Consider the following 15,551-nt stretch of genomic DNA (forward strand, 5'->3'; position numbering starts at 1 on the left):
GTTGGCGTTGATGGAGTGGACATGAACGGATACTTTGTTTCGGCAATGCTGGTTTGGGATCTGAGCGGAAGAAAGTTTTCAATCAGCCTGTAAGACATTGAAATAAAATAAAAGAAAAGTATTGACTTTCAGTTTTCCAGAAATTGAGAGCCTCAATTGCGTCAAGACTTTGGCGCGATTCTTAGGTAATGTGGCAAGAAATCGAGCATATTGCGGCGAAGTTTTGATTTGGCGCGCCTGTGGATTGGCTATTGCTTCGAGCTGACGTTTTCCGATGCAATGCGCTTCTCGCGCCTTCACGCACGCGGTTAATGCGTGCCCCCGAGCACGCGGGATAAAGGCACCCGCGCGCGTGAGGGCGGTTCCGCGCATCAGCCGTTCGCGCTGTTTACGACCCGCAAGTGTGGGGCAGCCCTGTGGTAGGTTTTCCCGAACGGGGAGCGAACGCCAGAGTGATCAATGTCGTTGAGGTCCACGTACTCTTTGAGAGCTTCGATGGTTTCGCCCAGACGATAATAGTTCTTGTGGGTCACATCGGTCTGTTCGTGTCCCATCAAGCCCTTGCGCACGTGATCAGGCACTTTTGCCCGCGCGAGTCTGACGTGAAACTCTGTGCGAAGCGCGTGGAAGTCCAGACCCGGCTTCTTGATGCCCCGGCTTTCGGTGTAATAGCCGAACCTTTTCGACATGATCGCGCTGAGCGTCCCCTTGGACTTTGAGCGCTCAATATGGGGGAACAGGCGGCTCAGGCCCTGTTGGCGGCGAAGGGCAACAAGTTCTGGCAGACCAATGTCAATCAAGGCCTTGTGCAGCGGAACACTTCGAAAACCGTTCTCCGACTTTACTTCCTGCGAGCCAATCTCGTTCTGGACCCGCACGGCCATGATCCCGGCGTCCGAGAAGAAGTCGTTCACCCGCAGTTGCAAGATTTCTTCCAGCCGCAAGCCGGCGTACATTGCGATCAGCGGGCACCAGAAAAGCGGCTCGTCCTGTTCCGCCAGCTCGTTCTGGAAGATTTCCGAGCCGAGCAGGGCGTAGATGTCTTCACCCCATCCAACCCGCTCCACGCGCCGTTCGCTGCGCTTGCGCCGTTTGATCTCGGATGTGGTCAGCGTACGCCCTTTGAACGGGTTACCGTCAATCGCGCCGCTTTCGTGCGCATAGGCGAGGATGGCGTGCAATGCTTGCTGATGACGCTTCATCGTTGTCGCGGACAGCCGCACGACACGGGCTGCGGCTGCGGCTTCTTCGATCTCACCGGGTGGCTTGCCCTCGCGTCGCAGCTTTTCAATCAGTTCATTGATCCCGATTGTGTCGTGCTCGTCGGCGTCTTCGATAAACTGGCGCGCGGTGCGCTTGTCCTTGGACGATTTGCCGAAGTTCTTGGGAAGTCTTTGAAGCCAGTCGTTGAATTCGATGACTTCCTCTTTGCCGATATCGCACAGGGGTAGATCACCGACGATCTCAACGAACAATCGAACCGACGATTGCCAGTTCCGCAACGAGGTCCGTTCGAAGTTCCGGCCCGTCGCGGCATCGGCTGTTTCGTCTTCGCGCGCAAGCGTGAAGCCTTGGCAACGAAGGGCCAGGTACTTTTCGGCAAAGTCGGCAAACTTCTGGGTGCTGTTCTTTCGCGGCGCAGGCGCAGGCGATGACTTTGGTTCAGGCGCGGGAAACATTCCGATTTTTTTCGCCGCGTCCATTGCTTCTTTCAAGGCGAGCGGGAAAGCGGCGTTGGCATCGGACGGATCAAGGTTCAACCGTTCGCAAGCGGCTAAATATTCCGACAATGTCGCACGGAACGCATGTGTGTGCAGACCGAAATCTGACACGACATAGTCGGCATAATAATCGTCGTTGGTTCGTGCGTCTTCACCGATATGGGCAAGGCGTGGGTATTCCGGCTCGTGGTCAGGGTCGAAGCACTCAAAGCCTTGCATGTAGTCATCATCGCGATCTTCTACATAGGCGAGAGCATCGCGCTCCGCTTGGCACATTTGTTCTGCTGGTGGGCTTTCTTCGACCTGCGGGGTTGGCGGCGCGTCCGCAATGATCCCTTTGCCTTCGACACCGAGCGCCTTGCGCAAGTCCTGTTCCAAGATGCGATAAGCGCGCAGCTTGACACCATCGGGGAAGCTGGACGCTGGCCCGTGGGCGATTTTCTCGATCAGAGAACGGAAATGCTTGGCCATAGTCATCGCTATGGCGTCCATCATGTCGGTATCAAATTCGTGTTCGTTCATCACTGCCTCGATCATCGCCCACGCACGCTCAAAATCCGCAGAGATGAAGGCACCGAGAATGCGGGCTTCTCTCTTGGAGCGGGTGCGCAAGCTAACCGCCAAATGGCCGCGCGCTTGCAGGCTGGTACCATTGTCGCAACAAGGCACTGATATTTGGTTATTTTGTGATGGATGTATGACAATAACCGGATAGCGGCGGCGATACCACCACACGGCACCGCGTTTAGTCAGGTAAGCAATGCGTCCCATCTTTGGCTCCGACTCTTTGGGCGCAGTAAAAACCGCGCTTTGGGGCACAGAGGGATGAGAATGACCTTGCCAAACAAAAAAGCCCAGCCAAGTCACTGACTTTGCTGGACTTTTTTGTGATTGGCTCCGGCGGTAGGGATCGAACCTACGACCAATTGATTAACAGTCAACTGCTCTACCGCTGAGCTACGCCGGAACACGAGGGGTGATATAGCGACAGTGTTTTGCGCCGTCCAGTGCGTTTTTCAGATTATCTGTCGTTTTTGCAAATTTCACCCTAGAGGCATTTGAAACGCACCTCAGCGGTCAGTGGGCCAACGGGGGCGACGATTGATTTCCCCGTAAGATCAATGAGATGCGACAGGACATTGCGTGCGGCGGCACCAAGAAGGGCAGGCGGTGTATCGGTGTAGATCACGCGGGCCAGCTCGCTTGCCGTGGCGGGAGCTGCCTTAAGGGCGGTCAAAATATCGCTCTCGCGGCCCATGCGGTGCGCCACCAGCCACTCAAGGCGCGTCTGCGGGTTGGTGACCGGCGCGCCGTGGCCTGGGTAGTAGATGCGCGCGGGCACCTGTGCCAAGGCCGCGCAAGACGCCATGAATTGCGTCAGATCGCCATCGGGCGGCGAGACCAGAGAGCTGGCCCAGCCCATGACATGATCGCCGGTAAAGACCGCATCTTTCCAAATGAACGAGATGTGATTGCCAAAATGCCCCGGTGTGGGCAGGACCTCCAATTGCCAGCCCTGCGTCTTGATCACATCGCCTGCGGCCACGCAGATATCGGGCATAAAATCGGCGTCCACTCCTTCGCCGCCGCGAATCTCGCCCGCCGTGGCCAGCTCTTGCATCACATCGCTGCGTCCCGCGCGCGCATCGCCAAGGGCGTAGATCGGCGCGCCGGTCTCTGCCGCCAAGGCGCGCGAAAGAGGCGAATGGTCGAGATGCGCATGGGTGACAAGAATATGGGTGATTTTCTGGCCTGTCGTCAGCGCGCCCAGAATCGCCTCCATCTGCCGTTCCCCGACCGTGCCATCAGGGCCGGGGTCGATGACGGCGATCTCGCGCTCGCCCAACAGATAGGTGTTGGTGCCGCGATAGGTCATCGGCGAAGGGTTGGGGGCGGTGATCCGGCGCAGGCCGCTTTCCAGCGCGACCGGCACGGCGACGGGCGGGTCAAAATCATCGGGTGGCAGCATAGAGAATGTCCTTTTGTGATCCGGCGCTCGGCGCGCGGCGCCTTGGGGCTTTCGCTCCTGCGCGGGTAGGGCTAGGTTTAACCATGTCTTTTCTTTGGCTCAAACGCTATATGCCGCGCAGCCTTTACGGGCGCGCGCTTTTGATCTTGGTCTTGCCGGTTGTGACGCTGCAACTGGTGGTTACCGTATTGTTTTTGCAGCGCCATTTCGAGGGCGTGACCGAAGAAATGACCCGCAATATCGCGCGCGAGGTGCAATTGCTGCTCGATGCGGCAGACACGCCCGCAGAGCAAGGCGCTCTGGCGCTGGCTTTGGACATCGACTTGCAACGCGTCAAGGCGATGCCGCGGGCGGATTTGCGGCGCTGGTTCGACCTGTCCGGTCTGGTGGTGATCCGCGAGATTTCGGCGCTGCTTCCGCAGGTCTCGGTGGTGGAACTGCCCGATGATTACACTGTGCGGCTTTATGTCGAAGGGCCGCAGGGACCGTTGCAGATCAGTTTTGACCGCCGCCGCGTGGCCACGCGAAATCCGCACCAACTATTTGTAAATATGTTGTTTTTCGGCGGGTTGATGACGCTCATTGCCTTTGTCTATTTGCGCAATCAATTGCGGCCCATCACGCGGCTGGCGCGCGCGGCAGAGGCCTTCGGGCGCGGGCGGCATGTGCCCTATCGGCCTGCGGGGGCCAATGAGGTGCGCGCGGCGGGGCATGCTTTTGTTGATATGCGCGCGCGGATCGAGCGCCATCTGGAGCAGCGCACCTTGATGCTCAGCGGGGTGAGCCATGATCTGCGCACGCCGCTGACGCGGCTCAGGTTGGGACTGTCCTTGATTGACGATGCCGATGCCGAGGCCATGGTGCGCGACGTGGATGACATGCAGCGGCTCTTGGATGAGTTTTTGTCCTTTGCGCGCGGGGCCAGCGAGGGCGAGCCGGAGAAGACCGATCCCATCGCCTTGGTGCGCCAGATCATCGAGGATGCCGCCCGTGCGGGGCAAAACGTGACGCTGATTGCGGCGCAGGGGGAGGGCGAGTTGCGGCTGCGCCCGATGGCGATCCGCCGCGCGGTCGAGAACCTGATTGGGAACGGGGTGCATTATGGCACGCGGGTAGAGGTTTCGGTCTCGCTGACCGAGAAAAGCCTGCGTATCCGCGTCGAGGACGACGGGCCGGGGATTGCAGAAGCGCAGCGCGAGGAGGCGCTCAAACCCTTTGCGCGGCTTGAACCCGCCCGAAACCAGAACCGCAGCACGGGCGTCGGGCTTGGCCTGTCGATCGCCAATGATACGGCGCGCGCCCATGGCGGGATTTTGCGTTTGGGCGAGAGCGAGCGTCTGGGCGGGCTGCGCGCCGATATTGTGATCGCGCGGTAGGAGGAGTGGCGCTGCGTCTGATCGGGGAGCGCAATGCGGGGCGAGGAGCCTCCGGCGGGGATATTTAGAGAACCTGCAAAGGCGCGAATGTTTCGGGCGCGCCCGCCTTTGTCATATCTGGCCGCGCCTGCGAGGCTGAGCGTGAGGCACAGGTTGGCGGCGCAGGCTGAGCGCCGGCAGGGCAACGGCGGGGATTTGGTAGGCCCGGCAGGACTTGAACCCGCAACCAAAGCGTTATGAGCGCTCTGCTCTAACCAATTGAGCTACAGGCCCGCCGTGAGCGTGATTATGCGGCGCGCGGCGGCGGGTCAAGGGGCGCGGAGCCTGATTTGCGCGGCAGGCGTGGACAGCGGCGGCGCATTGCGCTATCGCGGGCGCGATATCGGCAAAGGGGGCTCTCATGAGCAGCGACAACAGCGCATCGACGGCAGGCAAGAACGGCATCACATATGCGGATGCAGGTGTGGATATTGATGCGGGCAATGCTTTGGTGGACCGGATCAAACCGGCGGCCAAACGCACCAACCGTTCGGGCGTGATGTCCGGCCTTGGCGGTTTTGGCGCTTTGTTTGACCTCAAGGGCGCGGGCTATAGCGATCCGATCCTTGTGGGCGCGACGGACGGCGTGGGCACCAAGCTGCGCATCGCGATTGATACGGGCGAGGTGGACGGTGTCGGTATCGATCTGGTTGCCATGTGCGTCAATGATCTGGTCTGTCAGGGCGCCGAGCCTTTGTTTTTCCTCGACTATTTTGCCACGGGCAAGCTTGAGACCGAAAAAGCCGCGCGGATCATCGAGGGGATTGCAGAGGGCTGTGTGCGCTCGGGCTGTGCGTTGATCGGCGGCGAGACGGCGGAAATGCCGGGCATGTATCCGGCCGGTGATTTCGATCTGGCCGGTTTTGCCGTAGGCGCGATGGAGCGCGGCAGCGATCTGCCGGCGGGTGTGGCCAAGGGCGATGTTCTTCTCGGCCTGGCTTCCGATGGCATCCATTCCAACGGCTATAGTCTTGTACGCAAGCTGGTCGAGGTCTCGGGCCTTGGTTGGGGCGATGAGTGCCCGTGGGGCGAGGGCACGCTGGGCGCGGCTTTGCTGACCCCGACGCGGCTCTATGTGAAGCAATCCTTGGCCGCGGTGCGGGCAGGGGGCGTGCATGCATTGGCCCATATCACCGGCGGCGGATTGACCGAAAACCTGCCGCGGGTTTTGCCCGAGGGTCTTGGCGCCGATATCGACCTTGGCGCATGGGATTTGCCGCCTGTGTTCAAATGGCTCGCCGCAACCGGCGGTATGGCCGAAGCCGAGATGCTCAAAACCTTCAACTGCGGTGTCGGTATGATCCTGTCGGTTGCGGCGGACGAGGCCGACGCCTTGAGTGCCCTTCTGCAAGGCGAAGGCGAGACGGTTTACCGCCTTGGCACCGTCACCGAGGGCGCGGGCGTGCGCTACAAAGGATCGCTTCTTTGAGCAAACGGGTTGCGATCCTGATTTCGGGGGGCGGCTCGAATATGGTCAAACTGGCCGAAAGCATGGTGGGCGACCATCCTGCGCGTCCGGTACTTGTGGCCTCGAATGATCCGCAAGCGGGCGGGCTGGCGCGCGCGGCGCAGATGGGCATTGCCACGGCAGCGGTAGATCACCGCGCGTTCAAAGGCGACCGACCTGCCTTTGAGGCGGCTTTGCTGGAGAAAATCGAGGCGGCGGCGCCGGACATTATCTGCCTTGCCGGATTTATGCGGGTGCTGACCGAAGGTTTTGTGCGCCGTTTTGAAGGGCGGATGATCAATATCCACCCCTCGCTTTTGCCGCTCTATAAGGGGCTACACACCCATCAACGCGCCTTGGACGCGGGCGATACGCAGGCCGGATGCACCGTGCATGAGGTCACGGCGGCGCTTGATGACGGGCCGATCTTGGGCCAAGCGCGGGTGCCGGTCATGGCAGGCGATACCGCCGAAAGCTTGGCCGCGCGGGTCTTGGTGCAAGAACATGCGCTCTATCCTGCGGTCTTGCGCCGCTTTGCCAGCGGCGATCGCGCGCCGCTCTATCTGCCCTGACGGGCGCGGGCTGCGGGCAGGGGCGGCAGGCCACTTTCCAAACCCGATCATCTGGTCTATACCTGCGGCCTAGGGCGTGGGCACAACCATAACAAGACGAGCAAAGATCGACCCCTGATGCGAACACTCACAACAACCGAAGATTTGGCCGCCTATTGCGCCGAAGCGCGCGGCCATGATTACGTGACCGTCGATACCGAGTTCCTGCGCGAGCGGACCTATTATTCCAAACTTTGCCTGATCCAATTGGCCATGCCTGGGCCGGATGACAGCAATGCGGTTCTGGTCGATCCGCTGGTCGAGGGCATCTCTTTGGAGCCGCTTTACGAGCTGTTTCGCGACACCTCGGTGGTCAAGGTTTTCCACGCGGCGCGTCAGGATCTCGAGATTTTCTATGTCGATGCGGGGGTGATCCCCGATCCACTGTTCGACACGCAGGTCGCGGCCATGGTCTGCGGCTTTGGCGAACAGGCCGGATATGAGACGCTGGTGCGCAAGATTGCCAAGCAACCCGTTGATAAGACATCGCGTTTTACCGATTGGTCGCGCCGCCCCCTGACCGAGGCACAGCAAAAATACGCGCTGGCCGATGTCACGCATCTGCGGCTGATTTACGAGCATCTCGCCGCCGAACTGGAGCGCACTGGGCGCGCCAAATGGGTGCGCGAGGAATTGACGGTTCTGACCTCGCCCGAAACCTATGTGGTCAAACCCGAGGAGGCGTGGAAACGCGTCAAGACCCGCACCACATCGGGCAAGTTTTTGGCCATTGTGCGCGAATTGGCGCGGTTTCGCGAAGAATATGCGCAATCGCGCAACGTGCCGCGCAACCGTGTCTATAAAGACGATGCTTTGGTCGAGCTGGCCTCGACCAAACCGCAAAACCCCCAAGATCTCGGCCGCTCGCGGCTCTTGCTGCGCGAGGCGCGGCGCGGAGAGATTGCCGACGGGATTTTGGCTGCGGTCAAAGCGGGGCTCAATTGCCCGCCCGACAAAATGCCCAAGGTCAGCAATGAGCGCGACAAGCTACAGGTCAATCCCGCCTTGGCCGATCTGCTGCGCGTGTTGATCAAGGCCAAGACCGAAAGCTCCGGCGTTGCGCCAAAGCTGATCGCGCCTGCTGCCGATCTGGATGCGATTGCCGCGGGGATGCGCGATGTGCCTGCGCTGACCGGATGGCGGCTTGAGGTCTTTGGCAATGATGCCTTGCGGCTTTGCGAGGGTAAAATCGCCCTCTCGGCCAAGGGAAGCTCGGTGCGGATCGTCGATCTCGACTGACCTGAGCTTTGCCGTGCAAGCTGTTGATATATAAAAGAACGGCGCCCCGATACGGAGGCGCCGTTTTTTTGTGTTGCCGCGCGTATCGCCCTAGCGGCGCACGCTCAATGCGTTGCTGGTGCCCGCGACGCGCACGGTTTTGATGTCGCGCAAATCCTGATCGGTCAAAAACAGCGCTGCGGTGATTTTGCGGCTGCGATCGGGACCATAAGCGGCGCGGTCAGGATGGGCGGCTTTGAGCGTATAGACCAAGGTGCCTTCATCGGACGGCTCGGCAATCAGCCGCACGTCAAAGGCGCGCTGGGTTTGCGCCACGGCCTCCACGCGCAAAATCCGCCCGCCCGGGGCCGCCTCGAGGCGCAGCGCGGTGATTTTCTCGACCGAGGTGCCCAGATAGACCGCCTCTTTGGATTTCAGCTTTGCCGCTTGGCGTTCGGGGATCAGCGGGTTTTTCTCGCCAACCTCGGTCGAAACGGCCTCTGGCGCGCGGTCTTTGCCAAACCAATTGACCGGATTATACCGCGATGTGCCGACGGACCCGCCGCCACAGCCCGCAAGCAGCAGCGATGAAATGGAAAGGGCGATAATGGATGTGCGCATGTCCCTGCCTCTTGGTCTTTTTATCGCAGTTACCCTATTGCAGCGCGCTTGAAAAGCAACAAGGCAGTTTTCGCCGCGCGGCTTTGGGGGGCTGGACCTTTGGGAGCGCGGCGCTTACCTGTGCGCTATTGGCAATCTGGCAAAGGGCATAGGGCTATGGCGAGCGCGGCATTCGAAGACATCGTAGCGGATTTCGAGTTTTTGGAAGATTGGGAAGACCGCTATCGCTATGTCATTGACGCGGGCAAGGCGATGGAGCCACTGGACGCGGCGCTTTGCGTGCCAGCGACCAAGGTGGACGGCTGCGCCTCGCAGGTCTGGCTGCATCCGGTCATCGAGGGCGGCGTGCTCCACTTCGACGGGGCCAGCGATGCGATGATTGTCTCGGGGCTGATTGCGGTGCTGCGCGCGCTCTACAACGGGCTGTCGGTGCAAGAGGTGGCGCAGGTCAAAGCCGCCGAAGAACTGGCGCGCTTGGGGCTCAACGATCACCTCTCGGCGCAGCGCTCGAACGGGCTGCGCGCGATGATCGAACGCATTCACCAAGTGGCGGCCGAGGCAGCCTAACCCTTCGCCACACGCGCCAGATCGATGGCCAGATCGCCATATCCGGTCAAGCGGCGCTCATAGGCAAGGCCCATGCGGCGCGCGCAGTCCTGCGCTTGGAGGTCGAGCGCCGGATCATCGACCTGCGCCAGATAGACCAGCCGTTCGTAATGACCAAAATAGGTGCCAAGCAGGTCGGGATGCCGGTCCAGCCCCAAAGGCCGCCAGACAAAGGCGTCAAACTGGCGCACCAGAAAATCGGTGAGGTAGAAGGCGGTCATATCGGCGTCGCCCTTGGCGGCAAAGGCCTCGACCCCTTCGAAAAACGCGTAGCAATGCGGCCCGCGCATCATCTGCGCGCCCGTCTCGCGGCACAGCGCCTCAAGCGCGCCGCCGGTGCCGCAATCGGCATAGACGACAAAGACCTGATCAAACTGCGCGCCGCGCGCCTCGATGATCGCTCGCGCGGCAGGGGCGATTTTTTCGGGGCTGTTGTGCAAAATCGCGGGCAGGCAGGCGATCTCCAGATGCTCCCAGCCGTTCACCGCCCGAAGATCGACGATCTCGCGCGCCAAAGCCCCGCAGGCCACCAAAAGCACACGGGCTCCGCTGGCGCGCAGCAAGGCGCCATCCTTGGTCAAAGTGGCGTCGTCGGGCAAAATATCGGGGGCGGCAGGGCGGGTCATGATCCGGTCTTTATGCGGCGGGAGGTTTCGGGCGGTCAAATGCAAAAGGCCCGCACATGAGGCGGGCCTTGATGCGGTTCAAACGCGGCGCAGCCCCTAGGCCGAGGTCTGATTGTGCTTGCGCGAGATGAAGTCTTTGGCCGTTTCCACCGCAACGGCGGCATCGCGGCAATAGGCATCGGCGCCGATGGCCTTGCCAAATTCCTCGTTCAAAGGCGCGCCGCCGACCAGAACGATGTAATCATCGCGGATGCCTTGCTCGACCATCGTGTCGATCACGATCTTCATATAGGGCATGGTTGTGGTCAAAAGGGCGGACATGCCGATGATATCGGCGCCTTCGGATTTGGCCGTGTCGATGTAGTTTTCGACCGGATTGTTGATGCCCAGATCGACCACCTCGAAGCCCGCGCCCTCCATCATCATCGCCACAAGGTTCTTGCCGATGTCGTGAATGTCGCCTTTGACCGTGCCGATCACCATCTTGCCCATACGCGGCGCGCCGGTTTCGATCAGCAGCGGCTTGAGGATCGCCATCCCGCCCTTCATCGCATTCGCGGCCAGCAAGACCTCGGGCACGAACAAGATCCCGTCGCGGAAATCATTGCCGACAATGGTCATACCGCCGACAAGCGATTTGGTCAGGATGTCGTAAGGCGTCCAGTTGCGTTCGAGCAAAATGTTCACGCCTTCTTCGATCTCTTCCTTCATCCCGTCGTAGAGGTCGTCAAACATCTGTTGGACAAGCTCGTCGTCGTCCAGATCAGCGAGGATAATGTCGTCTTCTTCGTCAGACATGCGGGTCTTTCCTTGGCTGGGCACCTTGCGGCGCATGCGGGTCTTTGTGCCAGAATGTGCGTCGCGCGGCGTCGAAGCTGCGCAGATTGCGACATAGGCGAAGGCTTGACCGACTTATAGAGGCAAAATCACTTCGCGGGTGTGAATATTTCTCATAGAGATATTGGGGTTATTGCATTTGTTCTCTTTATGTTCCAAAATCACCCCATGATGACACCCGATGATCCCTTTGGCTTGCCGCCCATTGCCGCCGAGTTGCCGCCGCAAACCCGCCCTGCACCGGGGCGCGCGGCGCAAAGCAATCGGGCTGGGCGCTATGAGGCTACGGCGCGGGCGGCCGAGCATGACGGATGGGACATCGGCGAGGATTTGCCGCCTCTGCGCACCGAGGTCAGTCATGAACGCCCGCGCCGTCTGATCACCTATAACCGCTCGCCCGATTTGCCGTTCGACCGCTCGATCAACCCCTATCGCGGTTGCGAGCATGGCTGCATCTATTGTTTTGCGCGGCCCACCCATGCCTATTTGGGCCTCTCGCCTGGTTTGGATTTTGAAACCCGACTGATCGCGCGCCCCGAGGCGCCGCAGGTTTTGGCGCGCGAGCTGTCGGCAAAATCCTACCGCTGCGCCCCGATCGCCATCGGCACCAATACCGACCCATACCAACCGATCGAGAAGACCGAAGGGGTGATGCGCGCCTGTCTTGAGGTGTTCTGCGCCGCGAAACACCCCGTGGCGATTGTCACCAAAGGCACGTTGATCGAGCGCGACATTGATATTCTGGCCGATATGGCGCGCGAGGGCCTGTGCCGCGTGGGGATTTCGGTGACCACGCTGGACCGCCATATCGCCCGCAAGATGGAGCCGCGCGTCCCGCCGCCCGCGCGCCGCTTGCAGGTGATCAAACGGCTCTCTGATGCTGGCATTCCGGTGCGCATCATGACCTCGCCCGTTGTGCCCGGATTGACCGATCACGAGATCGAGGCGCTTTTGGCGGCGGGCAGGGAGGCGGGGGCCGATGCGGCCAGTTGGATCATGCTGCGCCTGCCGCTCGAAGTCGCGCCGCTCTTCGAGGAATGGCTGGAGACGCAATTTCCCGACCGCGCGGCAAGGGTCATGTCGCATGTGCGCGCCATGCACGGCGGCGCCAGCTACCGCAGCGATTGGCACAGGCGGATGCGCGGTGAGGGGCCCTATGCCGATGTGATCGCCAAACGCTTTGCTTTGTCGGCGCGTAAATTGGGGCTTGATGCGGCGCAGCCCACATTGCGCTGCGATCTGTTTGTGCCGCCCGAGCGCGCTGCGGGCAAAACCAAAAATCCGCCCGCGCAGGAGGCGCAGGCGGATCGGCAATTGTCTCTCTTTTAGGTCGGAGCGACGGCCCCGCGCTTATTTGCGGCGGCGGCGTCCGCGCGTGCGGGTGCTTTCAGGGTCTTCGCCCTCGCCGGTGCCGTCATTGGCCGAGGAAAACCCGCCCATCCGTTCGGCAATGGTTTCCAGCGTCGGGCGCGCGCCTTTGGGGCGGGTGCTGAGCGCCTCATGCATCGCCGCCAGATGCTCGGCCATGGTGCCGCAGCAGCCGCCGATGATCTTTGCGCCCGCGTCCCGCGCCAGACAGGCGTATTCGGCCATAAGCTCCGGCGTGCCGTCATAATGGATATGCCCGTCAACATATTTGGGAATGCCCGCATTGCCCTTGGCAATCACGGGGCGCTCGACCCCAGCGGCGGTAAAGCCCAGAACCGTGCGCAGCAAATCCGCCGCGCCAACGCCGCAATTGGCGCCAAAGGCCAAGGGCGGGTTCGGCAGGCCTTCGACCATTTCAACCATCTGCGCCGAGGTCACGCCCATCATGGTGCGCCCTGCGGTGTCAAAGCTCATCGTGCCGCACCACGGCATATCGGCCAGACGGAAGGCTTCGGCGGCGGCTTTGTATTCTTCGGGGGCCGAGATCGTCTCGACCCAAAGCACATCCGCGCCGCCTTCCTTGAGGCCCTCGGCCTGTTCGTGGAAAATCTCGACCGCCAACTCATGCGTCATCGGACCCATGGGGGCGAATATCTCGCCCGTCGGGCCGACCGATCCGGCCACCACCACGGGGCGGCCCGCCGCATCGGCGACCTCGCGGCCCAGCTCGGCGGCGATTCGTGACAGTTCGCGCGCGCGTTTTTCGGCGTTGTGCAATTTGAGGCGGCTGGCGTTGCCGCCAAAGGAATTGGTCAAAAACAGGTCCGACCCCGCGTCGACGGCCAATTTATAAAGATTCTTGATCCGGTCGGGGTGCTCTTCGTTCCACATTTCGGGCGCATCGCCAGAGGTCAGCCCCATGTTGAACAGGTTCGTCCCCGTGGCCCCATCCGTGAGGATCCATTCGCGGGTTTCGATCATTTTCGACAAGGCATTGGTCATCGGCTCACCTTTTGCGGGCTTGTGTGATTTCTCGCGCACCACCTCGCATGTTTGGCCGCACAAGACAAATTGATTTCCTGCATCATGATCATGAGGGCGGCGCGGGTGGGCTAGACCTCAGCCGCGCCAATACGGGGCGGGGCGGGGCTGAGCGGATGCGTCGGGGTCAAATGCACCTCGCGCGCCAGATCGGCCGCCGCCAGCGCCATCGCGGGCCATGAGGGGGCGGCCATATAGAGCGGCTCCAGACGTGGTTTGAAACACATCTTGAATTGCACAAGGCCCAGACCGCCGGTCTTTTGCGCCGCCAGATGGCGCAGCCGTGCCACCGCGCGCGCGCGCCGCCCTTGCGCGGCCCCCGCGGGCGGCAAGGCGGGCAGGGCGGCCAAGGACAGGCGCCGCCGGCCCTCATCGCGCGCCTCGGCAATCGCGCAATTCACCAGCGCATGCATGGTGCCGTCGGGCGCATCGCTGCGCGCGCGCATCAGATCAAGGCACATTTCGTGGTTCGAGACGTGGAAGCTGACAAATCCGATCAATTCATGCCCCAGATAGGCAGTAAAGACCCGTTGCCCGCGCAAATACTGACCGCAATAGCGCCCCATCGACAGGCCGCGCGCCACCCCGTGAGAGGCCGACCATGCGGCATCAACCTCGGCCATCTGCGCCAAGGGAAGATGATGCGCGCGCGCCACGTCGAGACCCGCTTTTTCGGCCTGTTTGAGCTTGCGGCGAAGCTGTCGGTAGGCGCTGCCTTGGGGCGCAAAGCGCGCAGGGTCGATGACGGTTTCATTGGCCACATGCAAAAGCCGCATCCCGCTTTGGCGCAAGCGCAGCGCATGGCGCGCCGAGCATTTGTAGATACAGGCGGTCTTGTTGCTTTCGCGCGCAAGACGGCGCAAGGCGGGCGCCAGATCCGCGCTCTGGCCGCGCAGTGGATCGAACAGCTGTGTGATGGTTTGCGCGGTCTCGACCAAGGCGGCGGTGGCGCCCGAGGCTTGCAGCACGCGCGCCCCGTTTTGCCGTATCACCCCCAATTCCGAGCGTTTTGCCTCCCTCAGATCGGGGTCCAGCGCGGCGCTATAGCCCGCGCCCAGCGGGTCCGGACGCGCTGCAATGCTACGCGGGCGCAGCAAGAACGCCGCCGCAATCAACGCGGGCACAGCATAATAGACAATGCGAAACCCGACAATCGCCGCCATCAACTCGGCCTCGGGCAGATGCGGCAAAAGCGTCAGCATGGCCAGTTCAAACGGACCCACGCCCCCCGGCGTGCCGGAGATCAGCGCCGCCCCGAGCGCCAGCAAAAACACCGGATAGAGGTTTTCAAGCCCGATCGCCATTGTGTCCGGCATCAGGACCTGTAGCGCCGCCGCAGCGGCAAGAGTGTCGAGCGCCGTATAGCCGGCAATGGCGAGCAGCGCCTTGATGCTGGGCAAGCGGATATGCCAGCGCCACAGCTGCGCCTCCGGGCGCAAAAAGGCCATGACCAAAAGCGCCGCAAAACCGGCGATCACCAAAGCCGAGAGCAGGGCGGGAAAATCCGGTCCGGGCAACATCAGCCCCGCAACGGCCGTAATCAAAGCCCATCCGGCCAGAAAGGACAAAGCCACCGTGGCCGAGATTTTCGTCGCTGTCATCACGCCCAATTCGGGGAGCAGCCGCCAGCGCGCCAAAGCGCCGGTCAACACCCCCATGCCCATGGTTTGCGCGGCGGCGACCGAAAGCGCCCCGGTCATCGTCGCGGTGCGCGTGTTGAACCCCGTGCGCATATGGCGATGCACCACGGCGTCATAGCGCCCCACCGCCCAAAAGCTCAGAGCCGTCGCCCCCAAGGCGGCAATCCATTGCGGCGCACTAACGGCGCCAAGCGCATCGCCGATCCGCGCGATATCCATCGCGGCAATGCGGCCCCACAAAAGCCAAAGCCCGATGATGCCAATACCCAAGGGCAGGGCCTGTTTGGCCAGTTGCATCCAGATTGGCGATCCGGCGCGCGCGGCGCTCGGCACCGCGGTTGCGGCGCTGCGGTTGTCTTGATCCGAGCGACGTCGGTTCGGGGCTGTCTTGTGCACTCTTGTTCTCCCACTCACACCCCAAGGGCCTAGAG

14 protein-coding genes and 2 tRNA genes are annotated in these 15,551 nt (G+C 61.7%); 6 read left to right on the top strand and 10 right to left on the bottom strand.

The annotated features are described in order from the left end of the window. Positions 1-78 precede the first annotated feature (78 nt). From ABWV64_RS00470 to ABWV64_RS00485, 4 genes are all read right to left on the bottom strand, one after another. The gene (locus ABWV64_RS00470; RefSeq protein WP_353342294.1) at positions 79-372 is read right to left on the bottom strand and encodes a hypothetical protein; all 294 of its coding nucleotides are present in this window, start codon (positions 370-372) and stop codon (positions 79-81) included. After that, positions 372-2,492, bottom strand: coding sequence for a tyrosine-type recombinase/integrase (locus ABWV64_RS00475; RefSeq protein WP_353342295.1), 2,121 nt, complete (start codon positions 2,490-2,492; stop codon positions 372-374). The genes ABWV64_RS00470 and ABWV64_RS00475 overlap by 1 nt, the downstream gene beginning before the upstream one ends. Positions 2,493-2,613: 121 nt before the next feature. Then, a tRNA-Asn gene (locus ABWV64_RS00480) sits at positions 2,614-2,688 on the bottom strand. Between the two features lie 81 nt (positions 2,689-2,769). Continuing rightward, entirely contained in the window at positions 2,770-3,690 is a 921-nt protein-coding gene (locus ABWV64_RS00485; RefSeq protein WP_353342296.1) for an MBL fold metallo-hydrolase, read from the bottom strand. Positions 3,691-3,773: 83 nt separating this feature from the next. Between ABWV64_RS00485 and ABWV64_RS00490 the strand changes: the two genes are divergently transcribed. Then, positions 3,774-5,066 (top strand): ATP-binding protein, encoded by a 1,293-nt coding sequence (locus tag ABWV64_RS00490; RefSeq protein ID WP_353342297.1) that lies wholly within the window; start codon positions 3,774-3,776, stop codon positions 5,064-5,066. Between the two features lie 196 nt (positions 5,067-5,262). On the opposite strand, the gene ABWV64_RS00495 is transcribed toward ABWV64_RS00490, so the two are convergent. Continuing rightward, positions 5,263-5,339, bottom strand: a tRNA-Ile gene (locus ABWV64_RS00495). A gap of 127 nt (positions 5,340-5,466) precedes the next feature. Here ABWV64_RS00495 and purM point away from each other — a divergent pair. The 3 genes from purM to rnd all read left to right on the top strand — a co-directional run bounded on the left by purM (position 5,467) and on the right by rnd (position 8,402). Continuing rightward, positions 5,467-6,534 carry a phosphoribosylformylglycinamidine cyclo-ligase gene (gene purM / locus ABWV64_RS00500; protein ID WP_353342298.1) on the top strand — a complete coding sequence of 356 codons (1,068 nt, stop codon included), beginning with the start codon at positions 5,467-5,469 and terminating at the stop codon, positions 6,532-6,534. After that, the gene (gene purN / locus ABWV64_RS00505) at positions 6,531-7,124 is read left to right on the top strand and encodes a phosphoribosylglycinamide formyltransferase (protein ID WP_353342299.1); all 594 of its coding nucleotides are present in this window, start codon (positions 6,531-6,533) and stop codon (positions 7,122-7,124) included. The genes purM and purN overlap by 4 nt, the downstream gene beginning before the upstream one ends. A 117-nt stretch (positions 7,125-7,241) precedes the next feature. Beyond that, positions 7,242-8,402 carry a ribonuclease D gene (gene rnd, locus ABWV64_RS00510; RefSeq protein ID WP_353342300.1) on the top strand — a complete coding sequence of 387 codons (1,161 nt, stop codon included), beginning with the start codon at positions 7,242-7,244 and terminating at the stop codon, positions 8,400-8,402. A 90-nt stretch (positions 8,403-8,492) separates the two neighbouring features. Here rnd and ABWV64_RS00515 read toward each other — a convergent pair whose 3' ends face one another. Then, complete coding sequence (locus tag ABWV64_RS00515) at positions 8,493-9,002, bottom strand: hypothetical protein (RefSeq protein WP_353342301.1); 510 nt, start codon at positions 9,000-9,002, stop codon at positions 8,493-8,495. Positions 9,003-9,158: 156 nt separating this feature from the next. On the opposite strand from ABWV64_RS00515, the gene ABWV64_RS00520 reads away from it, so the two are divergent. Then, positions 9,159-9,569, top strand: coding sequence for a SufE family protein (locus ABWV64_RS00520; protein WP_353342302.1), 411 nt, complete (start codon positions 9,159-9,161; stop codon positions 9,567-9,569). Here the strand turns inward: ABWV64_RS00520 and ABWV64_RS00525 are convergent. Both ABWV64_RS00525 and ABWV64_RS00530 read right to left on the bottom strand, forming a co-directional pair. Next, positions 9,566-10,234 carry a DUF1638 domain-containing protein gene (locus tag ABWV64_RS00525; protein WP_353342303.1) on the bottom strand — a complete coding sequence of 223 codons (669 nt, stop codon included), beginning with the start codon at positions 10,232-10,234 and terminating at the stop codon, positions 9,566-9,568. The genes ABWV64_RS00520 and ABWV64_RS00525 overlap by 4 nt on opposite strands. 96 nt (positions 10,235-10,330) lie before the next feature. Continuing rightward, positions 10,331-11,032 (bottom strand): cobalamin B12-binding domain-containing protein, encoded by a 702-nt coding sequence (locus ABWV64_RS00530; protein WP_353342304.1) that lies wholly within the window; start codon positions 11,030-11,032, stop codon positions 10,331-10,333. Between the two features lie 207 nt (positions 11,033-11,239). On the opposite strand from ABWV64_RS00530, the gene ABWV64_RS00535 reads away from it, so the two are divergent. Beyond that, the gene (locus ABWV64_RS00535) at positions 11,240-12,400 is read left to right on the top strand and encodes a PA0069 family radical SAM protein (RefSeq protein WP_353342305.1); all 1,161 of its coding nucleotides are present in this window, start codon (positions 11,240-11,242) and stop codon (positions 12,398-12,400) included. Positions 12,401-12,421: 21 nt separating this feature from the next. Here the strand turns inward: ABWV64_RS00535 and bmt are convergent, their stop codons facing one another. Both bmt and ABWV64_RS00545 read right to left on the bottom strand, forming a co-directional pair. Continuing rightward, a complete protein-coding gene (bmt, locus tag ABWV64_RS00540) occupies positions 12,422-13,441 on the bottom strand; it encodes a betaine--homocysteine S-methyltransferase (RefSeq protein WP_353342306.1) in 1,020 nt (339 codons plus the stop codon). A gap of 110 nt (positions 13,442-13,551) precedes the next feature. Next, complete coding sequence (locus ABWV64_RS00545; protein ID WP_353342307.1) at positions 13,552-15,516, bottom strand: phosphatidylglycerol lysyltransferase domain-containing protein; 1,965 nt, start codon at positions 15,514-15,516, stop codon at positions 13,552-13,554. Positions 15,517-15,551 lie beyond the last annotated feature (35 nt).

It is taken from the genome of Litorivita sp. NS0012-18 (genome assembly GCF_040371945.1).
Classification (GTDB): domain Bacteria; phylum Pseudomonadota; class Alphaproteobacteria; order Rhodobacterales; family Rhodobacteraceae; genus Litorivita.